Genomic DNA, 19,348 nt, shown 5'->3' on the forward strand with positions numbered 1-19,348 from the left:
TGTAAATCCGTTGGTTTCACCTTCGCAGGTTCGAATCCTGCTCTCCCCACAAATACTATTTTAATTTTCTTTAAATCATTTTGCGAATTAGTATATAATTTCTAAATTTGCAATGCTTTATGAAAATTAAAGTAAACGCGGGAATAGCTCAATTGGTAGAGCGTCAGCCTTCCAAGCTGAATGTTGCGAGTTCGAGTCTCGTTTCCCGCTCAATAAAAATCTGGTGGAATCCAGTTTGGTTAATCTTTAAAGTGGTTGTTGAAACTAAATTTATTCAAGGTTAACATTAAATCAAGAAATAAAATACTTTATATATCAATCAAAAAGTGTATTTTTGCACTTGAAAATAATTAAAGTTATTTTTTTAATTTAAGTATAACAATAGAAATTAATAAAAAGTAAAATGGCAAAGGAAACTTTTAACCGTAACAAGCCGCACTTAAATATTGGTACTATTGGTCACGTTGACCACGGTAAAACAACTTTGACTGCTGCGATTACTAAAGTATTAGCTGACGCTGGTTTTTCAGAAGCAAAAGCTTTTGATCAAATCGACAACGCTCCAGAAGAAAAAGAAAGAGGTATTACAATTAATACATCTCACGTAGAGTACGAAACTGCAAACCGTCATTACGCACACGTTGACTGTCCAGGTCACGCGGATTACGTAAAGAACATGGTAACAGGAGCTGCTCAAATGGATGGTGGTATCTTAGTAGTAGCTGCTACTGATGGTCCAATGCCTCAAACTCGCGAGCACATCTTATTATGTCGCCAAGTAAACGTTCCTCGTATCGTTGTTTTCTTAAACAAAGTTGATATGGTTGACGATGAAGAGTTATTAGAATTAGTAGAAATGGAAGTAAGAGACTTATTGTCTTCTTATGAGTACGATGGTGATAACACTCCAGTTATTCAAGGTTCTGCTTTAGGTGCATTAAACGGTGAGCCTCAATGGGTTGATACTGTTTTAGACTTAATGGCGAAAGTTGATGTTTGGATTGAGCAACCAGTTCGTGATCAAGATAAACCATTCTTAATGCCAGTAGAGGATGTATTCTCTATTACAGGTCGTGGTACTGTAGCAACAGGACGTATCGAAGCAGGTGTTATTAATTCAGGTGAAGGAGTAGATATCGTAGGTATGGGAGAAGAAAAATTAACTTCTACTGTAACAGGTGTTGAAATGTTCCGTAAAATCTTAGATAGAGGTGAAGCTGGAGATAACGTAGGTTTATTATTAAGAGGTATTGAAAAGTCTGATATCCGTAGAGGTATGGTTATCGCTAAGGCTGGATCTGTAACTCCTCACAAAAAATTCAAGGCTGAGGTTTATATCTTAACTAAAGAAGAAGGTGGTCGTCACACTCCATTCCACAACCGTTACCGTCCACAGTTTTACGTACGTACAACTGACGTAACAGGAGAAATCAACTTACCAGAAGGTGTAGAGATGGTTTTACCAGGAGATAACTTAACTATTACAGTTGAATTATTACAACCAATTGCATTAAACGAAGGTTTACGTTTCGCTATCCGCGAAGGTGGACGTACAGTAGGTGCAGGTCAGGTAACTGAAATTTTAGAATAATATTCTAATTATATAATACAGAAGATGTGGTAATCTTCATAGATTACCACTCTTTTTTTATTCTACGGGCATAGTTCAATGGTAGAATAGCGGTCTCCAAAACCGTTGATCAGGGTTCGAATCCTTGTGCCCGTGCTAATTTAAAACGATATGAAAGTCGTACAATATTTTAAAGATTCTTTTGTAGAGTTTAAAGAACATGTAACATGGCCATCTTTTGCTAGTCTACAAAAAGACACAATTATTGTTGCAATAGCTACAGTTTTGTTAGCTATATTTTTATATGCGGTAGATACGATATTCACACAAGTGTTGAATTTCATCTACGGCGCTTTTTAGTTTGTAACACATCCCGTTTAGCAATTATAGAATCATGAGTGAAAAGAAATGGTACGTAATCAAAACTGTGGCTGGTCAAGAGCTAAAAGTAAAAGATTACATTGAAAGAGAAATTCAATACCAAAATTTGAATGATTATGTAGGACAGATTGTTGTTCCTATGGAAAAAGTGATTCAAATCCGTAACGGTAAAAAATATCAAAAGGAAAAAGTTCACTTTCCTGGTTACATTATGATAGAAGCTGAACTTGTAGGAGAAATTCCTCACATGGTAAAGAATACATCAGGTGTAATTAGCTTTTTAAGTGCAACAAAAGGAGGAAATCCTGTACCAATGAGACAATCGGAAGTAAACCGAATGTTAGGTAAAGTTGACGAATTAGCTGAAAATGTAGATACATCAATTTCTATCCCATATATTATAGGAGAAAATGTAAAAGTTATCGACGGACCTTTTAACGGTTTCAACGGAACTGTTGAAAAAATTATTGAGGACAAACGTAAATTAGAGGTAATGGTTTTAATCTTCGGACGTAAAACACCTTTAGAGTTAAGTTTTAATCAAGTTGAGAAGGTATCATAACCTTTCAACACAATTATTAAAGTAGAAATTTAGGCTGCTTCCACATAACGCTTAATTTTAAGAATTAAAAAAATGGCAAAAAGAATTGAAAAAGTTGTAAAACTTCAAGTTAAAGGAGGACAAGCAAATCCTTCGCCACCAGTAGGACCGGCTTTAGGTGCTGCAGGTGTTAACATTATGGAGTTTTGTAAACAATTTAATGGACGTACACAAGAGAAACAAGGTGCAGTGTTACCAGTTGTTATTACAGTGTATCAAGACAAATCGTTTGATTTCGTAATTAAAACTCCACCAGCTGCAATTCAGTTAATGGAAGCTGCGAAATTGAAAAAAGGATCAGGTGTTCCTAACCGTCAAAAAGTTGGATCAATCACTTGGGATCAAATTAGAGCTATTGCTGAAGACAAGTTAGTAGACATGAACTGTTTTACTATCGAGTCTGCTATGAAAATGGTTGCTGGAACTGCGCGTTCTATGGGTATAACTGTAAAAGGCGGTCAAGCTCCAGAATAATTAAAAACACATTTTAGGAAATGGCAAAGTTAACAAAAAAGCAAAAGGAAGCACAAGCTAAAGTAGATAAAAACAAACTTTACTCAATAGAAGACGCGTCTTCATTAGTAAAAGAAGTTAATTACGCAAAGTTTGATGCATCAGTTGATATAGCAGTTCGTTTAGGAGTAGATCCTAAGAAAGCTAACCAAATGGTACGTGGAGTAGTTTCATTACCTCACGGAACTGGTAAAGATGTAAAAGTATTAGCATTAGTAACTCCAGACAAAGAAGCTGAAGCAAAAGCTGCAGGAGCTGATTATGTAGGATTAGATGAATACTTACAAAAAATTAAAGAAGGTTGGACAGATGTTGACGTTATCGTTACAATGCCAGCTGTAATGGGTAAATTAGGACCATTAGGACGTATTTTAGGACCTCGTGGATTAATGCCTAACCCAAAATCAGGAACTGTAACTGTAGAAGTTGGTAAAGCCGTTTCTGAAGTTAAAGCAGGTAAAATCGATTTCAAAGTAGACCGTTACGGAATTATCCACGCTGCAATTGGTAAAGTATCTTTTGATGCTGATAAAATTAAAGAAAATGCGAATGAATTAATTCAAACTTTAGTTAAATTAAAACCAACAGCTGCTAAAGGAACGTATGTAAGAAGCATTACGCTTTCTACAACTCAATCAGTAGGTGTACCAGTTGATCCAAAAAGTGTAAACGCTTAAAATTAGTAGATTATGGCAATGACAAAACAAGATAAAGCAAATATGATAGATGAATTGCAAGCTGTATTAGCGGAAGCAAAAATCATCTACTTAGCAGATATCGATGGATTAAACGCTGTTAATACTACTGAATTGAGAAGAGCTTGCTATAAAGGCAATGTATCTTTACGCGTAGTAAAAAACACTTTATTAAAGAAAGCAATGGAGCAAGTAGAAGACAAAAACTTCGAAGAGCTTTATGGATCTTTAAAAGGGAATACAGCTTTAATGACTGCTGAAGTTGGTAATGCACCAGCTAAAGTTATTGATGTTTTTAGAAAAAAATCTGAAAAACCTATCTTAAAAGGAGCTTGGATTGAAGATAATACTTTTGTTGGTGATGACAAATTACCTCAATTAGTTGCATTAAAATCTCGCGAAGAATTAATCGCAGATATCGTAATGTTACTTCAGTCTCCAATCAAAACTCTTGTTTCTCAATTAGAGAACAAAGACGCTTCAAAAGAAGAAGGAGCATCAGAAGAATAGGACACACTCATATTAAATAGTTGACAAACAAAAAAAATTAAAATGGCAGATTTAAAAAAATTAGCTGAAGAGTTAGTAAACTTAACAGTATTAGAAGTTAATGAATTATCTACAATCTTAAAAGATGAATATGGTATCGAACCAGCTGCTGCTGCAGTTATCGTTGCTGCAGGTGGAGGAGAGGCTGCTGAAGAGCAAACTGAATTCGACGTTATCTTAAAAGAAAGTGGAGCATCTAAATTAGCAGTAGTTAAATTAGTAAAAGAATTAACTGGAAAAGGATTAAAAGAAGCTAAAGATTTAGTAGATTCAGTTCCTGCAACAGTTAAAGAAGCAGTTTCTAAAGACGAAGCTGAAGCTTTAAAGAAACAGCTAGAAGAAGCTGGTGCAGTAGTAGAATTGAAGTAATTTTTATTACTCAACAATATAGGTTTGGACCTAACACATAGCGTGTTAGGTCTAAACCTTTTTACGCATAAAGTCATTATATAAACCAAAATTCATTCGAAATTGGCCACTAAAGCAACATTAAGCACGACTGAGAAAAAAGAAAGATTGAACTTTTCTACTGCAAAAGCAGTCGCTCAGTTCCCAGATTTCCTTGACATTCAGATCAAATCGTTTGAAGATTTTTTCCAGTTGGAAACAAGACCTGACCAACGAAAAAATGAAGGTCTTTACCGAACATTTGCTGAGAATTTTCCAATCACGGATACACGCAATCAGTTTGTTTTAGAATTCTTAGATTATTTCGTAGATCCACCACGTTACACAATTGATGAGTGTATCGAAAGAGGATTAACGTACAGTGTTCCATTAAAGGCTCGCCTTAAATTGTACTGTACAGACGATGAACATGAGGATTTTGAAACAGTTGTACAAGACGTATATCTAGGAACAATTCCTTACATGTCTCCTTCAGGATCATTTATTATAAATGGTGCCGAACGTGTTATTGTATCACAATTACACCGTTCTCCTGGGGTATTCTTTGGGCAATCTTTCCATGCGAATGGTACAAAATTGTACTCATCTCGTATCATTCCTTTCAAAGGATCTTGGATTGAGTTCGCAACAGATATTAATAGCGTTATGTACGCTTATATCGACCGTAAGAAAAAGTTACCTTTAACAACTTTATTACGTGCTATCGGATATGAAAGAGATAAAGATATCTTAGAAATTTTTGATTTAGCAGAAGAAGTTAAAGTAAACAAAGCAACTTTGAAAAAAGTTGTAGGTCGTAAACTTGCTGCACGTGTATTAAATACATGGCACGAGGATTTCGTAGATGAAGACACTGGAGAAGTTGTATCTATCGAACGTAATGAAATTATTTTAGACCGTGAAACAATCTTAGAAAAAGATCACATCGATCAAATCGTAGATTCAGGTGTAAAAACAATCTTATTACACAAAGAAGATATCAATTCTGCAGATTATGGAATTATCCACAATACACTACAGAAAGACCCTACGAATACTGAAAAAGAAGCCGTAGAGTATATCTATAGACAATTACGTAACGCTGAGCCACCAGATGAGGAAACAGCTAGAGGAATTATTGATAAATTATTCTTCTCTGACCAACGTTATTCATTAGGTGAAGTAGGTCGTTACAGATTAAACAAAAAATTAGGCTTAAGCATTAGCGAGGAAGTACAAGTATTAACTCGTGAAGATATCATTTCGATTATTAAATACTTAATCGAATTAGTTAACTCTAAAGCAGAGGTAGATGATATTGACCACTTATCTAACCGTCGTGTTAGAACAGTAGGTGAGCAAATGGCTAGCCAATTCGGAGTAGGTTTAGCACGTATGGCTAGAACTATCCGCGAAAGAATGAATGTTCGTGACAACGAGGTGTTTACACCAATCGATTTGATTAATGCAAAAACATTATCATCTGTTATCAACTCATTCTTCGGAACGAACCAGTTATCTCAGTTCATGGATCAAACGAATCCATTATCAGAGATTACACACAAACGTCGTTTATCAGCATTAGGACCTGGAGGTTTATCAAGAGAAAGAGCGGGATTCGAGGTACGAGATGTACACCACACTCATTATGGACGTTTATGTCCAATTGAAACTCCTGAGGGACCAAACATTGGTTTGATTTCGTCATTATGTGTATTCGCTAAAGTTAATAACTTAGGGTTCATCGAAACACCGTACAGAAAAGTAGAAGAAGGAATTGTGGACGTCGAATCAGCACCTATCTATTTAACTGCGGAAGAGGAAGAATCTAAAGTAATTGCTCAAGCCAATATCGACATGACCGACGATGGTACTATTGCTACAGAACGTGTAACTGCTCGTGAAGATGGAGATTTCCCAGTTGTAACTCCATCAGAAGTAGATTTAATCGACGTTGCGCCAAACCAGATTGCTTCTATCTCAGCATCTCTTATTCCTTTCTTGGAGCATGATGATGCCAACCGTGCGTTGATGGGATCGAACATGATGCGTCAGGCAGTTCCATTATTAAAACCTCAAGCACCTATTGTAGGTACTGGATTAGAGAAGCAAGTTGCAAAAGATTCAAGAATCTTAGTAAATGCAGAACGTGAAGGTACAGTAACATACGTAGATGCTGACATTATAACAATAAAATATGATAGAACAGAAGATGAAGAGTTGGTAAACTTTGACTCATCTGAGAAAACATATAATTTAACAAAATTCAGAAAAACCAACCAAGGAACAACGATTACATTAAAACCAATCGTTAAAATTGGAGACCGCGTAGAAAAAGGTCAAGTTTTATCTGAAGGTTACGCAACAGAAGGAGGAGAATTAGCAATTGGTCGTAACATGGTTGTTGCCTTTATGCCTTGGCAAGGGTACAACTTTGAGGATGCCATTGTAATCTCAGAAAAAGCTGTTCGCGAAGACTGGTTTACATCTATCCACATCGATGAGTATTCATTAGATGTACGTGATACAAAATTAGGTATGGAAGAGTTAACAGCTGACATTCCTAACGTTTCTGAAGAGGCTACAAAAGACTTAGATGAAAACGGTATGATCCGTATCGGAGCAGAAGTAAAACCTGGTGATATTTTAATTGGTAAGATTACTCCAAAAGGAGAATCAGATCCAACACCTGAAGAAAAATTATTACGTGCAATCTTTGGTGACAAAGCTGGTGATGTAAAAGATGCTTCTCTTAAAGCTTCTCCATCATTACGCGGTGTTGTTATCAACAAAAAATTATTTTCACGTAGTATTAAAGATAAACGTAAACGTTCTCAAGACAAAGCTATCATTGATAGTGTAGAAGGAGAATATGACGTTAAGTTTAACGAATTAAGAGAAGTATTATTAGAGAAATTATACGTTTTATTAAACGGAAAAACTTCTCAAGGTATTTACAACGACTTGAATGAAGAAGTTATCAAGAAAGGCGTTAAGTATACTCAAAAAATATTATCTAATGTTGAACATTTCTTAAATTTAACAGGTTTAGAATCTTTATGGACAACAGACGAGGATAAGAACGAATTAGTAAAAGAGTTAATACATAATTATAAAATTAAGTACAACGATTTACAAGGAGCTCTTAACCGCGAAAGATTTACAATCTCTGTTGGAGATGAATTACCAGCAGGTATCGTTAAATTAGCAAAAATCTATATTGCGAAAAAACGTAAACTGAAAGTTGGGGATAAAATGGCAGGACGCCACGGTAACAAAGGTATTGTTGCTCGTATCGTTCGTGACGAAGATATGCCTTTCTTAGAAGACGGAACACCAGTTAACATTGTACTTAACCCACTTGGGGTACCTTCTCGTATGAATATCGGTCAGATTTATGAAACGGTATTAGGATGGGCAGGTATGAAGTTAGGACGCAAATTTGCAACTCCTATCTTTGATGGTGCATCAGCAGAGCAAATTGATCAATTAACGGAAGAAGCTGGTTTACCACGTTTCGGTACTACGTACTTATACGACGGTAACTCAGGAGAACGTTTTGCTCAAAAAGCAACTGTTGGGGTGATTTACATGTTGAAATTAGGACACATGGTAGATGATAAAATGCACGCGCGTTCTATCGGACCATACTCACTAATTACTCAACAGCCATTAGGAGGTAAAGCACAATTCGGTGGTCAACGTTTTGGAGAGATGGAGGTTTGGGCATTAGAAGCATTTGGTGCATCTAATATCCTACGCGAAATCTTAACAGTTAAGTCGGATGACGTAATTGGACGTGCAAAAACTTACGAAGCAATCGTAAAAGGAGACCCAATGCCAGAACCTGGAATTCCAGAATCATTTAACGTATTGTTACATGAATTACAAGGTCTTGGATTAGACATAAACTTGGAAGAATAATAGGGCAACCTATTATTCTCCCTTTTCGTTATAATAATATAATTGTTAGATACATTTCTATATGTCAACAAAAAATAAAACAAGTCAATTCACAAAAATTCGTATTGGGTTAGCTTCTCCAGAATCGATTCTTCAAGAATCAAAAGGTGAAGTTTTAAAACCTGAAACGATTAACTATAGAACGCACAAACCAGAGCGTGATGGGTTATTCTGTGAACGTATCTTTGGACCTGTAAAAGATTACGAATGTGCCTGCGGAAAATATAAAAGAATCCGTTATAAAGGTATCGTTTGTGACCGTTGTGGGGTAGAAGTTACTGAAAAGAAAGTTCGTCGTGAGCGCATAGGACACATCAACTTAGTTGTGCCAATTGCACACATTTGGTATTTCCGTTCATTACCTAACAAAATTGGTTACATTTTAGGATTACCATCTAAGAAATTAGATATGGTAATTTATTACGAAAGATATGTCGTAATACAAGCAGGTATTGCTAAAGGACCAGAAGGTGAAGAATTAAAAAGATTAGATTTCTTATCAGAAGAAGAGTATTTAGATATTTTAGAAACTCTTCCAATCGAGAATCAATACTTAGAAGATACTGATCCAAATAAATTTGTTGCGAAAATGGGTGCTGAAGCATTAGAAGACCTATTATCTCGTATCAATTTAGATGAATTATCTTACGAATTAAGACATAAAGCACATAACGAAACTTCTAAACAACGTCGTACAGAAGCGTTAAAACGTTTACAAGTTGTAGAAGCGTTACGTGAGTCTAATATGCGTCATGTAAACCGCCCAGAATGGATGGTAATGCGTGTTATTCCGGTTATTCCACCAGAATTACGCCCATTAGTTCCATTAGATGGAGGTCGTTTTGCAACATCAGATCTTAATGATTTATACCGTCGTGTAATTATCCGTAACAATCGTTTGAAACGATTAATGGAAATTAAAGCACCAGAAGTAATCTTACGTAATGAAAAACGTATGTTACAAGAGGCTGTAGATTCATTATTCGATAACACACGTAAAGCATCTGCTGTAAAAGCTGATGGTAATCGTCCGTTAAAATCATTATCTGATTCATTAAAAGGTAAACAAGGTCGTTTCCGTCAAAACTTATTAGGTAAACGTGTAGATTATTCTGCTCGTTCTGTAATTGTTGTTGGACCAACACTTAAATTACACGAATGTGGTTTACCAAAAGATATGGCTGCTGAGTTATACAAACCATTTGTTGTTCGTAAATTAATCGAGCGTGGAATTGTAAAAACAGTAAAATCGGCTAAGAAAATTATTGATAAAAAAGAGCCAGTTGTTTGGGATATTTTAGAAAACGTAATCAAAGGACACCCAGTTTTATTAAACCGTGCCCCTACGTTACACCGTTTAGGTATCCAAGCATTCCAACCGAAATTAATCGAAGGTAAAGCAATTCGTTTACACCCATTAGTGTGTACTGCCTTCAATGCCGATTTCGATGGTGACCAGATGGCCGTTCACTTACCATTAGGACCAGAAGCTGTTTTAGAAGCACAATTATTAATGTTGGCTTCTCAAAATATTTTGAATCCTGCAAATGGTTCTCCAATTACTGTACCATCTCAGGATATGGTATTGGGTCTGTACTACATGACGAAAATTCGTCGTACTGACCACCAGTTTACAGTAAAAGGAGAAGGATTAACTTTCTATTCTGATGAAGAAGTTCAAATCGCTTATAACGAAGGAGCTGTAGATCTTAATGCACCAATTCGTGTAAAAGGAACTATTCGTCAAGGAGAAGAATTAATCGAGAACCAATTAATCGAAACTTCAGTAGGACGTGTGTTATTTAACCAAATCGTACCGAAAACAGTAGGTTATATTAATGAAGTATTAACGAAAAAATCGTTACGTACTATTATTAATAAAATCATCAAGATTACAGACTTCCCTACAACGGCAGCCTTCCTTGATGATATGAAACAATTAGGATACCGTAATGCCTTTGAAGGAGGTTTATCTTTCTCATTAGGAGATATCTTAATCCCAGAACAAAAGAAAGAGCTTATCTCAGGTGCGATCAACCAAGTTGAGAACATCAAGATGAACTATAACATGGGTCTTATTACAAATAACGAACGTTACAACCAAGTAATTGATGTTTGGACAACAACCAATGCAACATTAACAGAAATTGTAATGAAACGTATGACAGAAGATCAACAAGGATTTAACTCTGTATTTATGATGCTTGATTCTGGAGCACGTGGATCTAAAGAGCAAATTCGTCAGTTATCAGGTATGCGTGGATTGATGGCAAAACCTCAAAAAGCTGGTTCTACTGGTGGGGATATCATCGAAAATCCAATTATCTCTAACTTCCGTGAAGGTCTGTCAATCTTAGAGTACTTTATTTCTTCGCATGGTGCGCGTAAAGGTCTTGCCGATACTGCCTTAAAAACTGCCGATGCGGGATACTTAACTCGTCGTTTAGTTGACGTTGCACAAGACGTTATCGTAATGCACGAGGATTGTGGTACATTAAGAGGATTAGAAGTATCTGCACTTAAGAAAAAAGAAGAAATAATCGAAAGTTTATCTTCTCGTGTATTAGGTCGTACTTCTTTAAATGATATTACTAACCCAGATAATGGGGAATTAATAGTTTCTGCTGGTCAAATCATTAATGAAGAAGCTGGTGATATTTTAGAAGCTGCAGGTATAGAGCACGTAGAAGTACGTTCTCCATTAACATGTGAGGCTAAAACTGGTATTTGTGCAAAATGTTACGGACGTAACTTGGCAACAGGTAAAGGTGTACAAAAAGGAGAATCTGTAGGTGTAGTTGCTGCACAATCTATTGGTGAACCTGGTACACAGTTAACATTACGTACTTTCCACGTTGGGGGTACTGCCGGAAACGTTTCTGAGCAAAATACAGTTGTATCTAAATTTGACGGAACAGTAGATTTTGATGATTTACGTACGGTAGAAAGTACAGATGATGCAGGTAACAAAGTTGATATCGTAGTTTCTCGTTCTACAGAAATGAAAATTTCTGATGAATTTGGAAATGTTCGTCAACAAACAAACATTGCATACGGTACAATCTTAGCTGTTAAAAATGGAGCTATTGTTAAGAAAGGTCAAGAGATTGCAAGTTGGGATCCTTATAATGGGGTTATCATCGCGGAATCTACTGGTAAAATCGAGTACGAACAATTAGAGCAAGGTATCACTTTCCAAATCGAAATTGATGAGCAAACAGGATTCCAAGAAAAAGTTATTTCGGAATCACGTAATAAAAAGTTAGTTCCTGCGTTAAGAGTTATCACAATTGATGGTGAAGAGAAAACATACAATTTACCTGTAGGTGCCCACCTTATGGTAAATGATGGCGAGAAAATTAATGCTGGTAAAATCTTGGTTAAGATCCCACGTAAATCTGCAAAATCTGGAGATATTACAGGAGGTTTACCTCGTATTACTGAGTTATTAGAAGCTCGTAACCCATCTAACCCAGCAGTTGTTTGTGAAATGGATGGTGTTGTTTCATTCGGAAAAATAAAACGTGGTAACCGTGAAATCATCGTTGAATCTAAAAATGGTGAGATTCGTCGTTACTTAGTTAAATTATCGGCACAAATATTAGTTCAAGAAAATGACTTTATTCGTGCAGGTGAATCTTTATCTGATGGTGCAACAACTCCAGAAGATATCTTGAAAATCTTAGGACCAACAGCGGTTCAAGAATACTTAGTAAACGAAATTCAAGATGTATATCGTTTACAAGGTGTAAAAATTGATGATAAACACTTCGAGATTATCGTACGTCAAATGTTACGTAAAGTTCGAATTGTAGATTCAGGAGATTCAAGATTCTTAGAAGATAGTTTAGAGCATAAAGACGATTTCATGAAAGAAAATGATCGTTTGTTCGGAATGAAAGTCGTAGAAGAAGCTGGAGATAGTGCTGATTTAAAACCAGGACAAATTATCACAGTTCGCGAATTACGTGATGAAAACTCTAAATTAAAACGTGAAGATAAAGTTTTAGTAACAGCTCGTGAAGCTTTACCTGCAACAGCAGAAGCAGTTTTACAAGGGATTACAAGAGCATCTTTACAGACAAAATCATTTATGTCTGCAGCATCGTTCCAGGAAACAACAAAAGTTCTTAACGAAGCAGCTGTAGCTGGTAAAGTAGATGGTTTAGTAGGATTAAAAGAAAACGTAATCGTTGGACACTTAATTCCTGCAGGAACTGGATTAAAAGAGTACCAAAGTATAATCGTAGGATCTAATCGTGAATACGAGGAATTAATAAACGCAAAACAAGAATTATAATGTCAGAAAATCAACAAAACGAAGGATTAAACATTGAGTTAAACGAATTAGTCGCTCAAGGTGTTTACGCAACAGGGGCAATCATCAACCACTCTCCATCAGAGTTCGTTGTAGATTTCGTTCAATTTTTACCAGGTGCAAGACCAAGCGTAAAATCAAGAATCATCTTGTCTCCATTACAAGCGAAACAATTATCTAAATCGTTAGCAGAAAACGTAGTTAACTTCGAGAAAAGCTTTGGTGAAATCAAAGAACCTCAAACTAACAACGGTACAGCAACTTACGAAGCTTAAGAAATCATTCTTAAATATTTCAAGAATCCCTCAATCTATGATTGGGGGATTTTTTTATGAATAAATATCAAATTCGTAAAATAGCTGTAATTAGATTTGGTATTATTATGAAAAAGATAATATAAATCGATTTTTTTAGAGATAATCAAAAACTAAATTGAATAATTCTTAAAAAATGCATTTTTTTGAATCGAAAAAATGTTTAGATTTGTATCAAGCAAATAAACACAAGCATGTCTGACTATAAATTAATTCTACCTTCGATGGGTGAAGGTGTGATGGAGGCCACTGTAACCAATTGGATTAAGAATATTGGAGATACAATTGCAGAGGACGAATCAATCGTAGAGATTGCTACAGATAAAGTAGATTCTGATGTTCCTTCGCCAGTTGCAGGAGTTTTAAAAAAAATATTAATTCCAGTTGATGGAATTGCAAAAATAGGTGAACCAATTGCAATCCTATCTGTTGATGGAGTTGTTGATCAACCACAAGAAACAGTTGATGCAAATAGCGATGAAGAAATTGCAGATGCTGTAAAAACAATTGAAAAAGATGTAGCGTCTATCAAAACTGATGCGGTTATCGTTTCATCAGACGATAAGTTTTATTCTCCTTTGGTTAAATCTATCGCAAAAGAGGAAGGAGTTTCTCAAACAGAGTTAGATCAAATTTCGGGTTCTGGTAAAGAAGGACGTGTTACAAAAGATGATATTTTAGATTTTGTAAAAAATAAAGGAAATAAAGTTACACCACCAGTTGTTAATGCGGTAACTTCTGCTCCGGCTGCTAAAACGCAATCTGCACCAGTTTCTCTTGCAAATGGAGATGAGATTATAGAAATGGATAGAATGCGTAAAATTATTGCGCAAAATATGCTACAAGCAAAACAAGCTGCACCTCATGTTACTTCTTTTGTAGAAGTTGATATGACGAATATTGTTTTATGGAGAAATAAAAACAAAAACGAATTCTTAAAAAAACACGGTGAAAAAATTACATTTACACCAATTTTTATAGAAGCTGTAGCTAAAGCTATCGAAGATTTTCCGATGATTAATGTTTCTGTAGATGGAGATAAAATTATCAAAAAGAAAAATATAAACGTTGGTATGGCTGCTGCTTTACCAAGTGGAAATTTAATTGTTCCTGTTATTAGAAATGCCAATCAATACAATTTAGCTGGTTTAGCAAAACAAGTTAATGATTTAGCAAACCGTGCGCGTACAAATAAATTGAAACCAGACGAAATACAAGGTGGTACATATACAATTACCAATATAGGTACTTTTGGGAATATTTTAGGAACACCAATTATTCCACAACCACAAGTTGCAATTTTAGCAGTAGGAGCTATTGTAAAGAAACCTGCTGTTATAGAAACACCACAAGGTGATATGATTGCAATTCGCCATAAAATGTACTTATCTCATGCCTACGATCACCGTGTTGTAGATGGTGCATTAGGAGGAATGTTTGTAAAACGTGTTGCCGAATATTTGGAAGCATTTGATATGAATACACCGATTTAACAAAAAAATATAAAATTTTAATTATATATCTGTAAAAAAGCTCTGATTAGTTCAGAGTTTTTTTATTTTTACACTAAGGTTTAGTTGTAAGAAGATGAAGTTTGTATATTTAATAGTTTTGTTGTTTTCTATTAGTTGTTATTCTCAGAATAGTGAGGAGAATAATACATTTTACAATGAAGCAATACAACAAATAAAAACAGATAATAATAAAACGATCAGGATATATGAATACCTGATAAATAACTCGACTTCTAATTTTCAGAAATTAAATTATCAACTCGATTTAATAAAAATTAAAGTTTATGTCTCAAAAGATATAGAAGCTTTAGAATTATTTTTTTCGATAGAGCCAGAGATTATTTCTACAGATAATCAAGAATTAAAAGACAAATATTATATCATAGGATCAGATTTAGCTCATTATTTAGGATTTAAAAAGCAAGCAAAGAAAATGCAAGCACAAGTAAAATCTAATGATAAAGACTGGATCAATTCTATTCATCATAAATTTATAGATTTGCGTTATGATTTGGCAATTAATGCAAATATTATAAAACCAATTTCTTCAGAAAATCAAGCCATTTTATTACAAGATAGTTTACCCAAGATATCAAATGAAGTGGAGAAATTTATTTTGGTTAAGAAACTACAATCATTTTATCTCAAAAAGAATGATTTACAAAATTATGCAGTTAACAATAGAAAACTCAACGAATTAAATGATCGATTAACGATTGAGAAAAAAGTTACACGAAATTATTTAGCAAATAAATTATTAGAAAAACAAAAAACACAACAAGTTATAGACGATAAAAATTTAACTCTATTATCGATAATTTTTAGTGTTGTACTTTTTGGATTGATTTTATTTACCATTTTTTATAAAAAGAAAAAGGTGGAAATGGATTCATCTATTAATAAAACAAACATGATTTCGGATCGTGTAGAATCTCAAATTCTTGAAAGATTAGAAGCCTTCGAAAAAAGTAAAGGTTATCTAAATCCCACAATTTCTATTGCTATTTTAGCCAAAGAACTGGATACGAATGTCAAATATTTATCGTCAATTTTAAATAATATCAAACAAAAAAGTTTTAATAATTACATTAATGAATTACGTATTTATTATATTGTAAATTGTCTAACAGAGGATAAAAAGTATAGATTATATAAAATTAGTCATTTAGCAAAGTTGAGTGGATTTGTTTCTCAAAGTAGTTTTACGACATTTTTTAAATTAATAACAGGTATCACACCTTCTGTTTTTATCAAAAAATTAAACGATAATGAGCAATAAATTTTTATACATACTACTTTTTTTTGCTTCTCAAGTTGTTTTTGCAGAAAAGGTAGACAGCATCCGAATAGCGTACGATTATGTTTACATTAATCCTAAAAAAGCAATTGAAATTGCAGATCGAATAATTAAAAACTCCAATGATCGAAATGATCAGATTACTGCAAGATTAATAAAAACGAATGCGTATAGTTCTTTAGACGATAGCTACAATGCATTGAAATATGTGTTTGAAACGTATGAATATATAAAAAAAGAGAAAGATATTTTTAACGAAGCACGAATTTTAGGACGAATTGGCGAACTTTTTCAGTTGTACGGTTATAATACACAATCTCGTGATTATTTGGATGAGTCGGTAAAAATAATAACATCCTCTAGTTTTCCAAAAGAAAAACGCTCTATGTATTTGGGAAATATATATGGTGTAAAAGGCAATGGTTACAAAGATGATTTAGATTGTGATTTTGCTTTAAAATATTATAATAAAGCAATTTCAGCTTATAAAAGCGCAGAGCAAAATCAGAGTGTCGTTAATAATTTAGCATTAGTGTACATCGAGAAATCAAATTGTTTGATTGATAAACAAGATTTAGACTCTGCAACCTATTTTTTAAATAATGCATTGTCTGTCATCAAAAAAAATAATTTGATAGAATACGATCAGTCTGCAACAATAAGTTTAGCTAGAATTCATCAATCAAAGAGAGAATTTCGTCAAGCAAATGATTTATTAAATCAGGTTTTAAAAGATAAAAATCTTGCTCAAGAATTGTTGATACAAAATCAGATATATAAATTATTGGCGCAAAATGCGTTCGAATTAAAAGATTTTGTTACATATAAAAAATATATGGATATTATAAAGACCTCTAATTCTAAAATAGAAAAGATTAATTTGAATGCTTTAGAAAGAAGTTTTGATTATCTATTGTATAAAGATCAAACATTTTTAGATAAATTATCATTTTTTAAACTTCCTATAATTTTAATCGTTGTATTACTTATTTTAATATTTCGGGAAATTTATAAATCAAATAAGAAAATAGCCTAATTTTTTTATTCGTTTTTATTAAAGTTTAATCGTTTCATTTTTAATGTTTTAAATGGTTTTTATTCTTAATGAATTTCGGTAAGATTCATCAAAATGAAACGATAAGTAGTTCTTATTCTAATAAAAACTTTCTTCATTTGAGAAAAATAACACACAGAATATGAAGAAGACTTTTATCCTTTTAGCAACAATCTTTAGTATTAGTGCAACTACACAAGCACAAACAATTTTTGATAAATCGAATACAACAGTTATTAAAAATAACAAATCAAATCACTCAAAAAAATTAAATAAGAGCTTTGATTTGAGTACTTATAACAGAGGAAAAGATGCAAATAGTTTTGGAAGTTTTGAACAAACTACAAGTGATTTTGTAAAAAAAGGAGCTGAAGTAAATGAACTAAAACCTTTTGGTAACATAAATGCACAACGTTGGACATACGGAACTAATGTTGATACAGATGAAACAATTATGTTTTCTATTGATGCTAAGTATGGTCAAAATGGAACATTAACATTTAAAACATATACAGATGATTTAAAAGTTGATAAACAGTTTACGATTAATATTCCTGCAACAGCAAATAAAGCAGAACCAATTGGAGATTTTTCTTCTAAGATTTTAGATAATAATAACAAATTAATTGTTGGTGTTTATGTTCACTTTTTTGAAGGAGGACAAGGACCAGAGTTTCAAAAACATCAAATTTGGTTTGTAAATGAAACAGGAGATATCCTTTATAAAGAAGATGCATCTTCTGCAGAAATTTTAAAAGATTCTAAAGGAAAATTAAATGTTTATACTTACGATAGTGACGAAGACTATTTTACAGTAAAAAAAGTAAATTTAAACAATACTGCAAGTAATTTAGAATACAAAGTAGATTTTGATCTTGTAAACTACTATGTAGGAATGCCAATAGCTCATAAAAATTTAGATGGAAAAGATTATTTAGTTTTTTCTCATTTTACTGAAAAATTATTAGATAATAGTACGTTAGAATTTAACACAAATGCAAAATTTGCATTAGATTTTATTGATACAGAAACTTTTGCATTAGAAAAAACATACGCATTACCAGTGTTGGGGTTTGATCCAGAAAATCCTTATACAATTCCGATGACTACTTTTGGATTATTGTACAATACTGATAAATACGATATTTCAAGAAATGTTTATAATACGGATAATAAGTTAGAGTTTACTTACGGATCGTTATTTTATGATATGCCAAATGATCGCGAATGGTTTAATTACTATGTTGTGAACGAAGATGGTGAAGTTCTGAAAACGTTGAGCGATGATATTGCAAATGGTGGTATAGAATCAGGTATAGAATTAGTAGAGTTGCCAAATCAAAAAGATCAGGTTGCAATGTTAATAGATACTGGAGAAGGAATAACTAACATTAAAATTTATAATTTACCAGAATTTGAATTAGCTCAAGATTTTGAAGCAGTACATAATGGAGATTTATTATCACTTAATTTCAATAGAATTCCAAATGGAGATTCATATAATTATGTTGTAGGTCTAAATGCTGGAGAAATGGAAGGAGATAAAGCATTTGGTCTTGTAAAACATTATGATACAAAAGGTGTAGAAGTAAAAAAAGTAAGATTACCTATTTCTGCTGAAACAGAATTATTTGCTCCATTCTTAAATCAATTAACATTAGATCCTAGAATTGTTAATAACGATGATAAGATAGAATATGTATATGCTTATTTAGACAGACAAAATAATGTTGGTGCAAATACATACAGTATCGCGCAAGATGAGAATAATGTATTGGCAAGTTTCTCTGGGCGTACAGCAAAAGGAAATATAACAATGGCTGGTTACGGTGCAAATAGAAAGGGTGAGTTTGATCGTTTGTATGCTTATTACGGAAGTGATTATTCAGCTACATCATATGTAACAGATTTCTACAAATTTCCATTTGAAGTTTTGGGCGTTAATGATATTACAAAATCAAATCAATCAATTAAATATTTAAGTAACGTTAATCAGATCACAATCGGGTATGATTATTCTACTTATCAAGTTTATAATGTAAACGGAAATTTAGTTGATACAGGAAAATCTGTTAAAACAATTTATACAAATGGATGGAATAAAGGAGTTTATTTCATCAAAACAATAGATAAACAAGGAAAAGCAAATGCTGCAAAAATTTTGGTTTTCTAAATTTACTAATTAACACTAA

At 33.4% G+C, this 19,348-nt stretch carries 14 protein-coding genes and 2 tRNA genes; all 16 read left to right on the top strand.

The window, feature by feature from the left end; genetic code table 11:
* The first annotated feature begins 137 nt into the window (after nucleotides 1-137).
* Nucleotides 138-210: transfer RNA gene (locus tag RSC72_RS02410), tRNA-Gly, on the top strand.
* A gap of 193 nt (nucleotides 211-403) precedes the next feature.
* Complete coding sequence (tuf, locus tag RSC72_RS02415) at nucleotides 404-1,591, top strand: elongation factor Tu (protein WP_332543539.1); 1,188 nt, start codon at nucleotides 404-406, stop codon at nucleotides 1,589-1,591.
* 64 nt (nucleotides 1,592-1,655) lie between these two features.
* Nucleotides 1,656-1,726 (top strand) — tRNA-Trp (locus RSC72_RS02420).
* 15 nt (nucleotides 1,727-1,741) lie between these two features.
* A complete protein-coding gene (gene secE, locus RSC72_RS02425; protein WP_332543540.1) occupies nucleotides 1,742-1,930 on the top strand; it encodes a preprotein translocase subunit SecE in 189 nt (62 codons plus the stop codon).
* A gap of 34 nt (nucleotides 1,931-1,964) precedes the next feature.
* On the top strand, nucleotides 1,965-2,513 hold the full coding sequence (gene nusG / locus RSC72_RS02430) for a transcription termination/antitermination protein NusG (protein ID WP_332543541.1): 549 nt from the start codon (nucleotides 1,965-1,967) through the stop codon (nucleotides 2,511-2,513).
* Nucleotides 2,514-2,585: 72 nt separating this feature from the next.
* Nucleotides 2,586-3,026, top strand: a complete 441-nt coding sequence (gene rplK / locus RSC72_RS02435) for a 50S ribosomal protein L11 (RefSeq protein WP_332543542.1) — start codon at nucleotides 2,586-2,588, stop codon at nucleotides 3,024-3,026.
* A 20-nt stretch (nucleotides 3,027-3,046) separates the two neighbouring features.
* Nucleotides 3,047-3,742, top strand: a complete 696-nt coding sequence (gene rplA, locus RSC72_RS02440; RefSeq protein WP_332543543.1) for a 50S ribosomal protein L1 — start codon at nucleotides 3,047-3,049, stop codon at nucleotides 3,740-3,742.
* 18 nt (nucleotides 3,743-3,760) lie between these two features.
* Entirely contained in the window at nucleotides 3,761-4,270 is a 510-nt protein-coding gene (gene rplJ / locus RSC72_RS02445) for a 50S ribosomal protein L10 (RefSeq protein ID WP_332543545.1), read from the top strand.
* Nucleotides 4,271-4,312: 42 nt separating this feature from the next.
* On the top strand, nucleotides 4,313-4,678 hold the full coding sequence (rplL, locus tag RSC72_RS02450) for a 50S ribosomal protein L7/L12 (protein WP_332543544.1): 366 nt from the start codon (nucleotides 4,313-4,315) through the stop codon (nucleotides 4,676-4,678).
* A gap of 102 nt (nucleotides 4,679-4,780) precedes the next feature.
* Nucleotides 4,781-8,620 (top strand): DNA-directed RNA polymerase subunit beta, encoded by a 3,840-nt coding sequence (gene rpoB / locus RSC72_RS02455; protein WP_332578402.1) that lies wholly within the window; start codon nucleotides 4,781-4,783, stop codon nucleotides 8,618-8,620.
* A gap of 61 nt (nucleotides 8,621-8,681) precedes the next feature.
* Nucleotides 8,682-12,959, top strand: a complete 4,278-nt coding sequence (gene rpoC, locus RSC72_RS02460) for a DNA-directed RNA polymerase subunit beta' (protein WP_332578403.1) — start codon at nucleotides 8,682-8,684, stop codon at nucleotides 12,957-12,959.
* Nucleotides 12,959-13,252 (top strand): DUF3467 domain-containing protein, encoded by a 294-nt coding sequence (locus tag RSC72_RS02465; RefSeq protein ID WP_177190264.1) that lies wholly within the window; start codon nucleotides 12,959-12,961, stop codon nucleotides 13,250-13,252. Before rpoC ends, RSC72_RS02465 begins: the two co-directional genes overlap by 1 nt.
* Before the next feature lie 233 nt (nucleotides 13,253-13,485).
* On the top strand, nucleotides 13,486-14,784 hold the full coding sequence (locus RSC72_RS02470; protein ID WP_332544117.1) for a dihydrolipoamide acetyltransferase family protein: 1,299 nt from the start codon (nucleotides 13,486-13,488) through the stop codon (nucleotides 14,782-14,784).
* Between the two features lie 94 nt (nucleotides 14,785-14,878).
* A complete protein-coding gene (locus tag RSC72_RS02475; RefSeq protein ID WP_332544118.1) occupies nucleotides 14,879-16,084 on the top strand; it encodes a helix-turn-helix domain-containing protein in 1,206 nt (401 codons plus the stop codon).
* A complete protein-coding gene (locus RSC72_RS02480) occupies nucleotides 16,074-17,138 on the top strand; it encodes a tetratricopeptide repeat protein (RefSeq protein ID WP_332544119.1) in 1,065 nt (354 codons plus the stop codon). Before RSC72_RS02475 ends, RSC72_RS02480 begins: the two co-directional genes overlap by 11 nt.
* 160 nt (nucleotides 17,139-17,298) lie before the next feature.
* Nucleotides 17,299-19,329 (top strand): hypothetical protein, encoded by a 2,031-nt coding sequence (locus tag RSC72_RS02485; protein ID WP_332544120.1) that lies wholly within the window; start codon nucleotides 17,299-17,301, stop codon nucleotides 19,327-19,329.
* Nucleotides 19,330-19,348: the final 19 nt, after the last annotated feature.

Origin of the sequence: Algoriella sp. (genome assembly GCF_036647415.1) — a bacterium.
Classification (GTDB): domain Bacteria; phylum Bacteroidota; class Bacteroidia; order Flavobacteriales; family Weeksellaceae; genus Empedobacter.

Coding starts and splice junctions, on each gene's coding strand:
- RSC72_RS02470 (WP_332544117.1), top strand. CDS start 13,486: ATGTCTGACTATAAATTAATTCTACCTTCGATGGGTGAAGGTGTGATG.
- rplA (WP_332543543.1), top strand. CDS start 3,047: ATGGCAAAGTTAACAAAAAAGCAAAAGGAAGCACAAGCTAAAGTAGAT.
- nusG (WP_332543541.1), top strand. CDS start 1,965: ATGAGTGAAAAGAAATGGTACGTAATCAAAACTGTGGCTGGTCAAGAG.
- rplJ (WP_332543545.1), top strand. CDS start 3,761: ATGACAAAACAAGATAAAGCAAATATGATAGATGAATTGCAAGCTGTA.
- RSC72_RS02465 (WP_177190264.1), top strand. CDS start 12,959: ATGTCAGAAAATCAACAAAACGAAGGATTAAACATTGAGTTAAACGAA.
- rplL (WP_332543544.1), top strand. CDS start 4,313: ATGGCAGATTTAAAAAAATTAGCTGAAGAGTTAGTAAACTTAACAGTA.
- tuf (WP_332543539.1), top strand. CDS start 404: ATGGCAAAGGAAACTTTTAACCGTAACAAGCCGCACTTAAATATTGGT.
- RSC72_RS02475 (WP_332544118.1), top strand. CDS start 14,879: ATGAAGTTTGTATATTTAATAGTTTTGTTGTTTTCTATTAGTTGTTAT.
- RSC72_RS02480 (WP_332544119.1), top strand. CDS start 16,074: ATGAGCAATAAATTTTTATACATACTACTTTTTTTTGCTTCTCAAGTT.
- rplK (WP_332543542.1), top strand. CDS start 2,586: ATGGCAAAAAGAATTGAAAAAGTTGTAAAACTTCAAGTTAAAGGAGGA.
- RSC72_RS02485 (WP_332544120.1), top strand. CDS start 17,299: ATGAAGAAGACTTTTATCCTTTTAGCAACAATCTTTAGTATTAGTGCA.
- secE (WP_332543540.1), top strand. CDS start 1,742: ATGAAAGTCGTACAATATTTTAAAGATTCTTTTGTAGAGTTTAAAGAA.
- rpoC (WP_332578403.1), top strand. CDS start 8,682: ATGTCAACAAAAAATAAAACAAGTCAATTCACAAAAATTCGTATTGGG.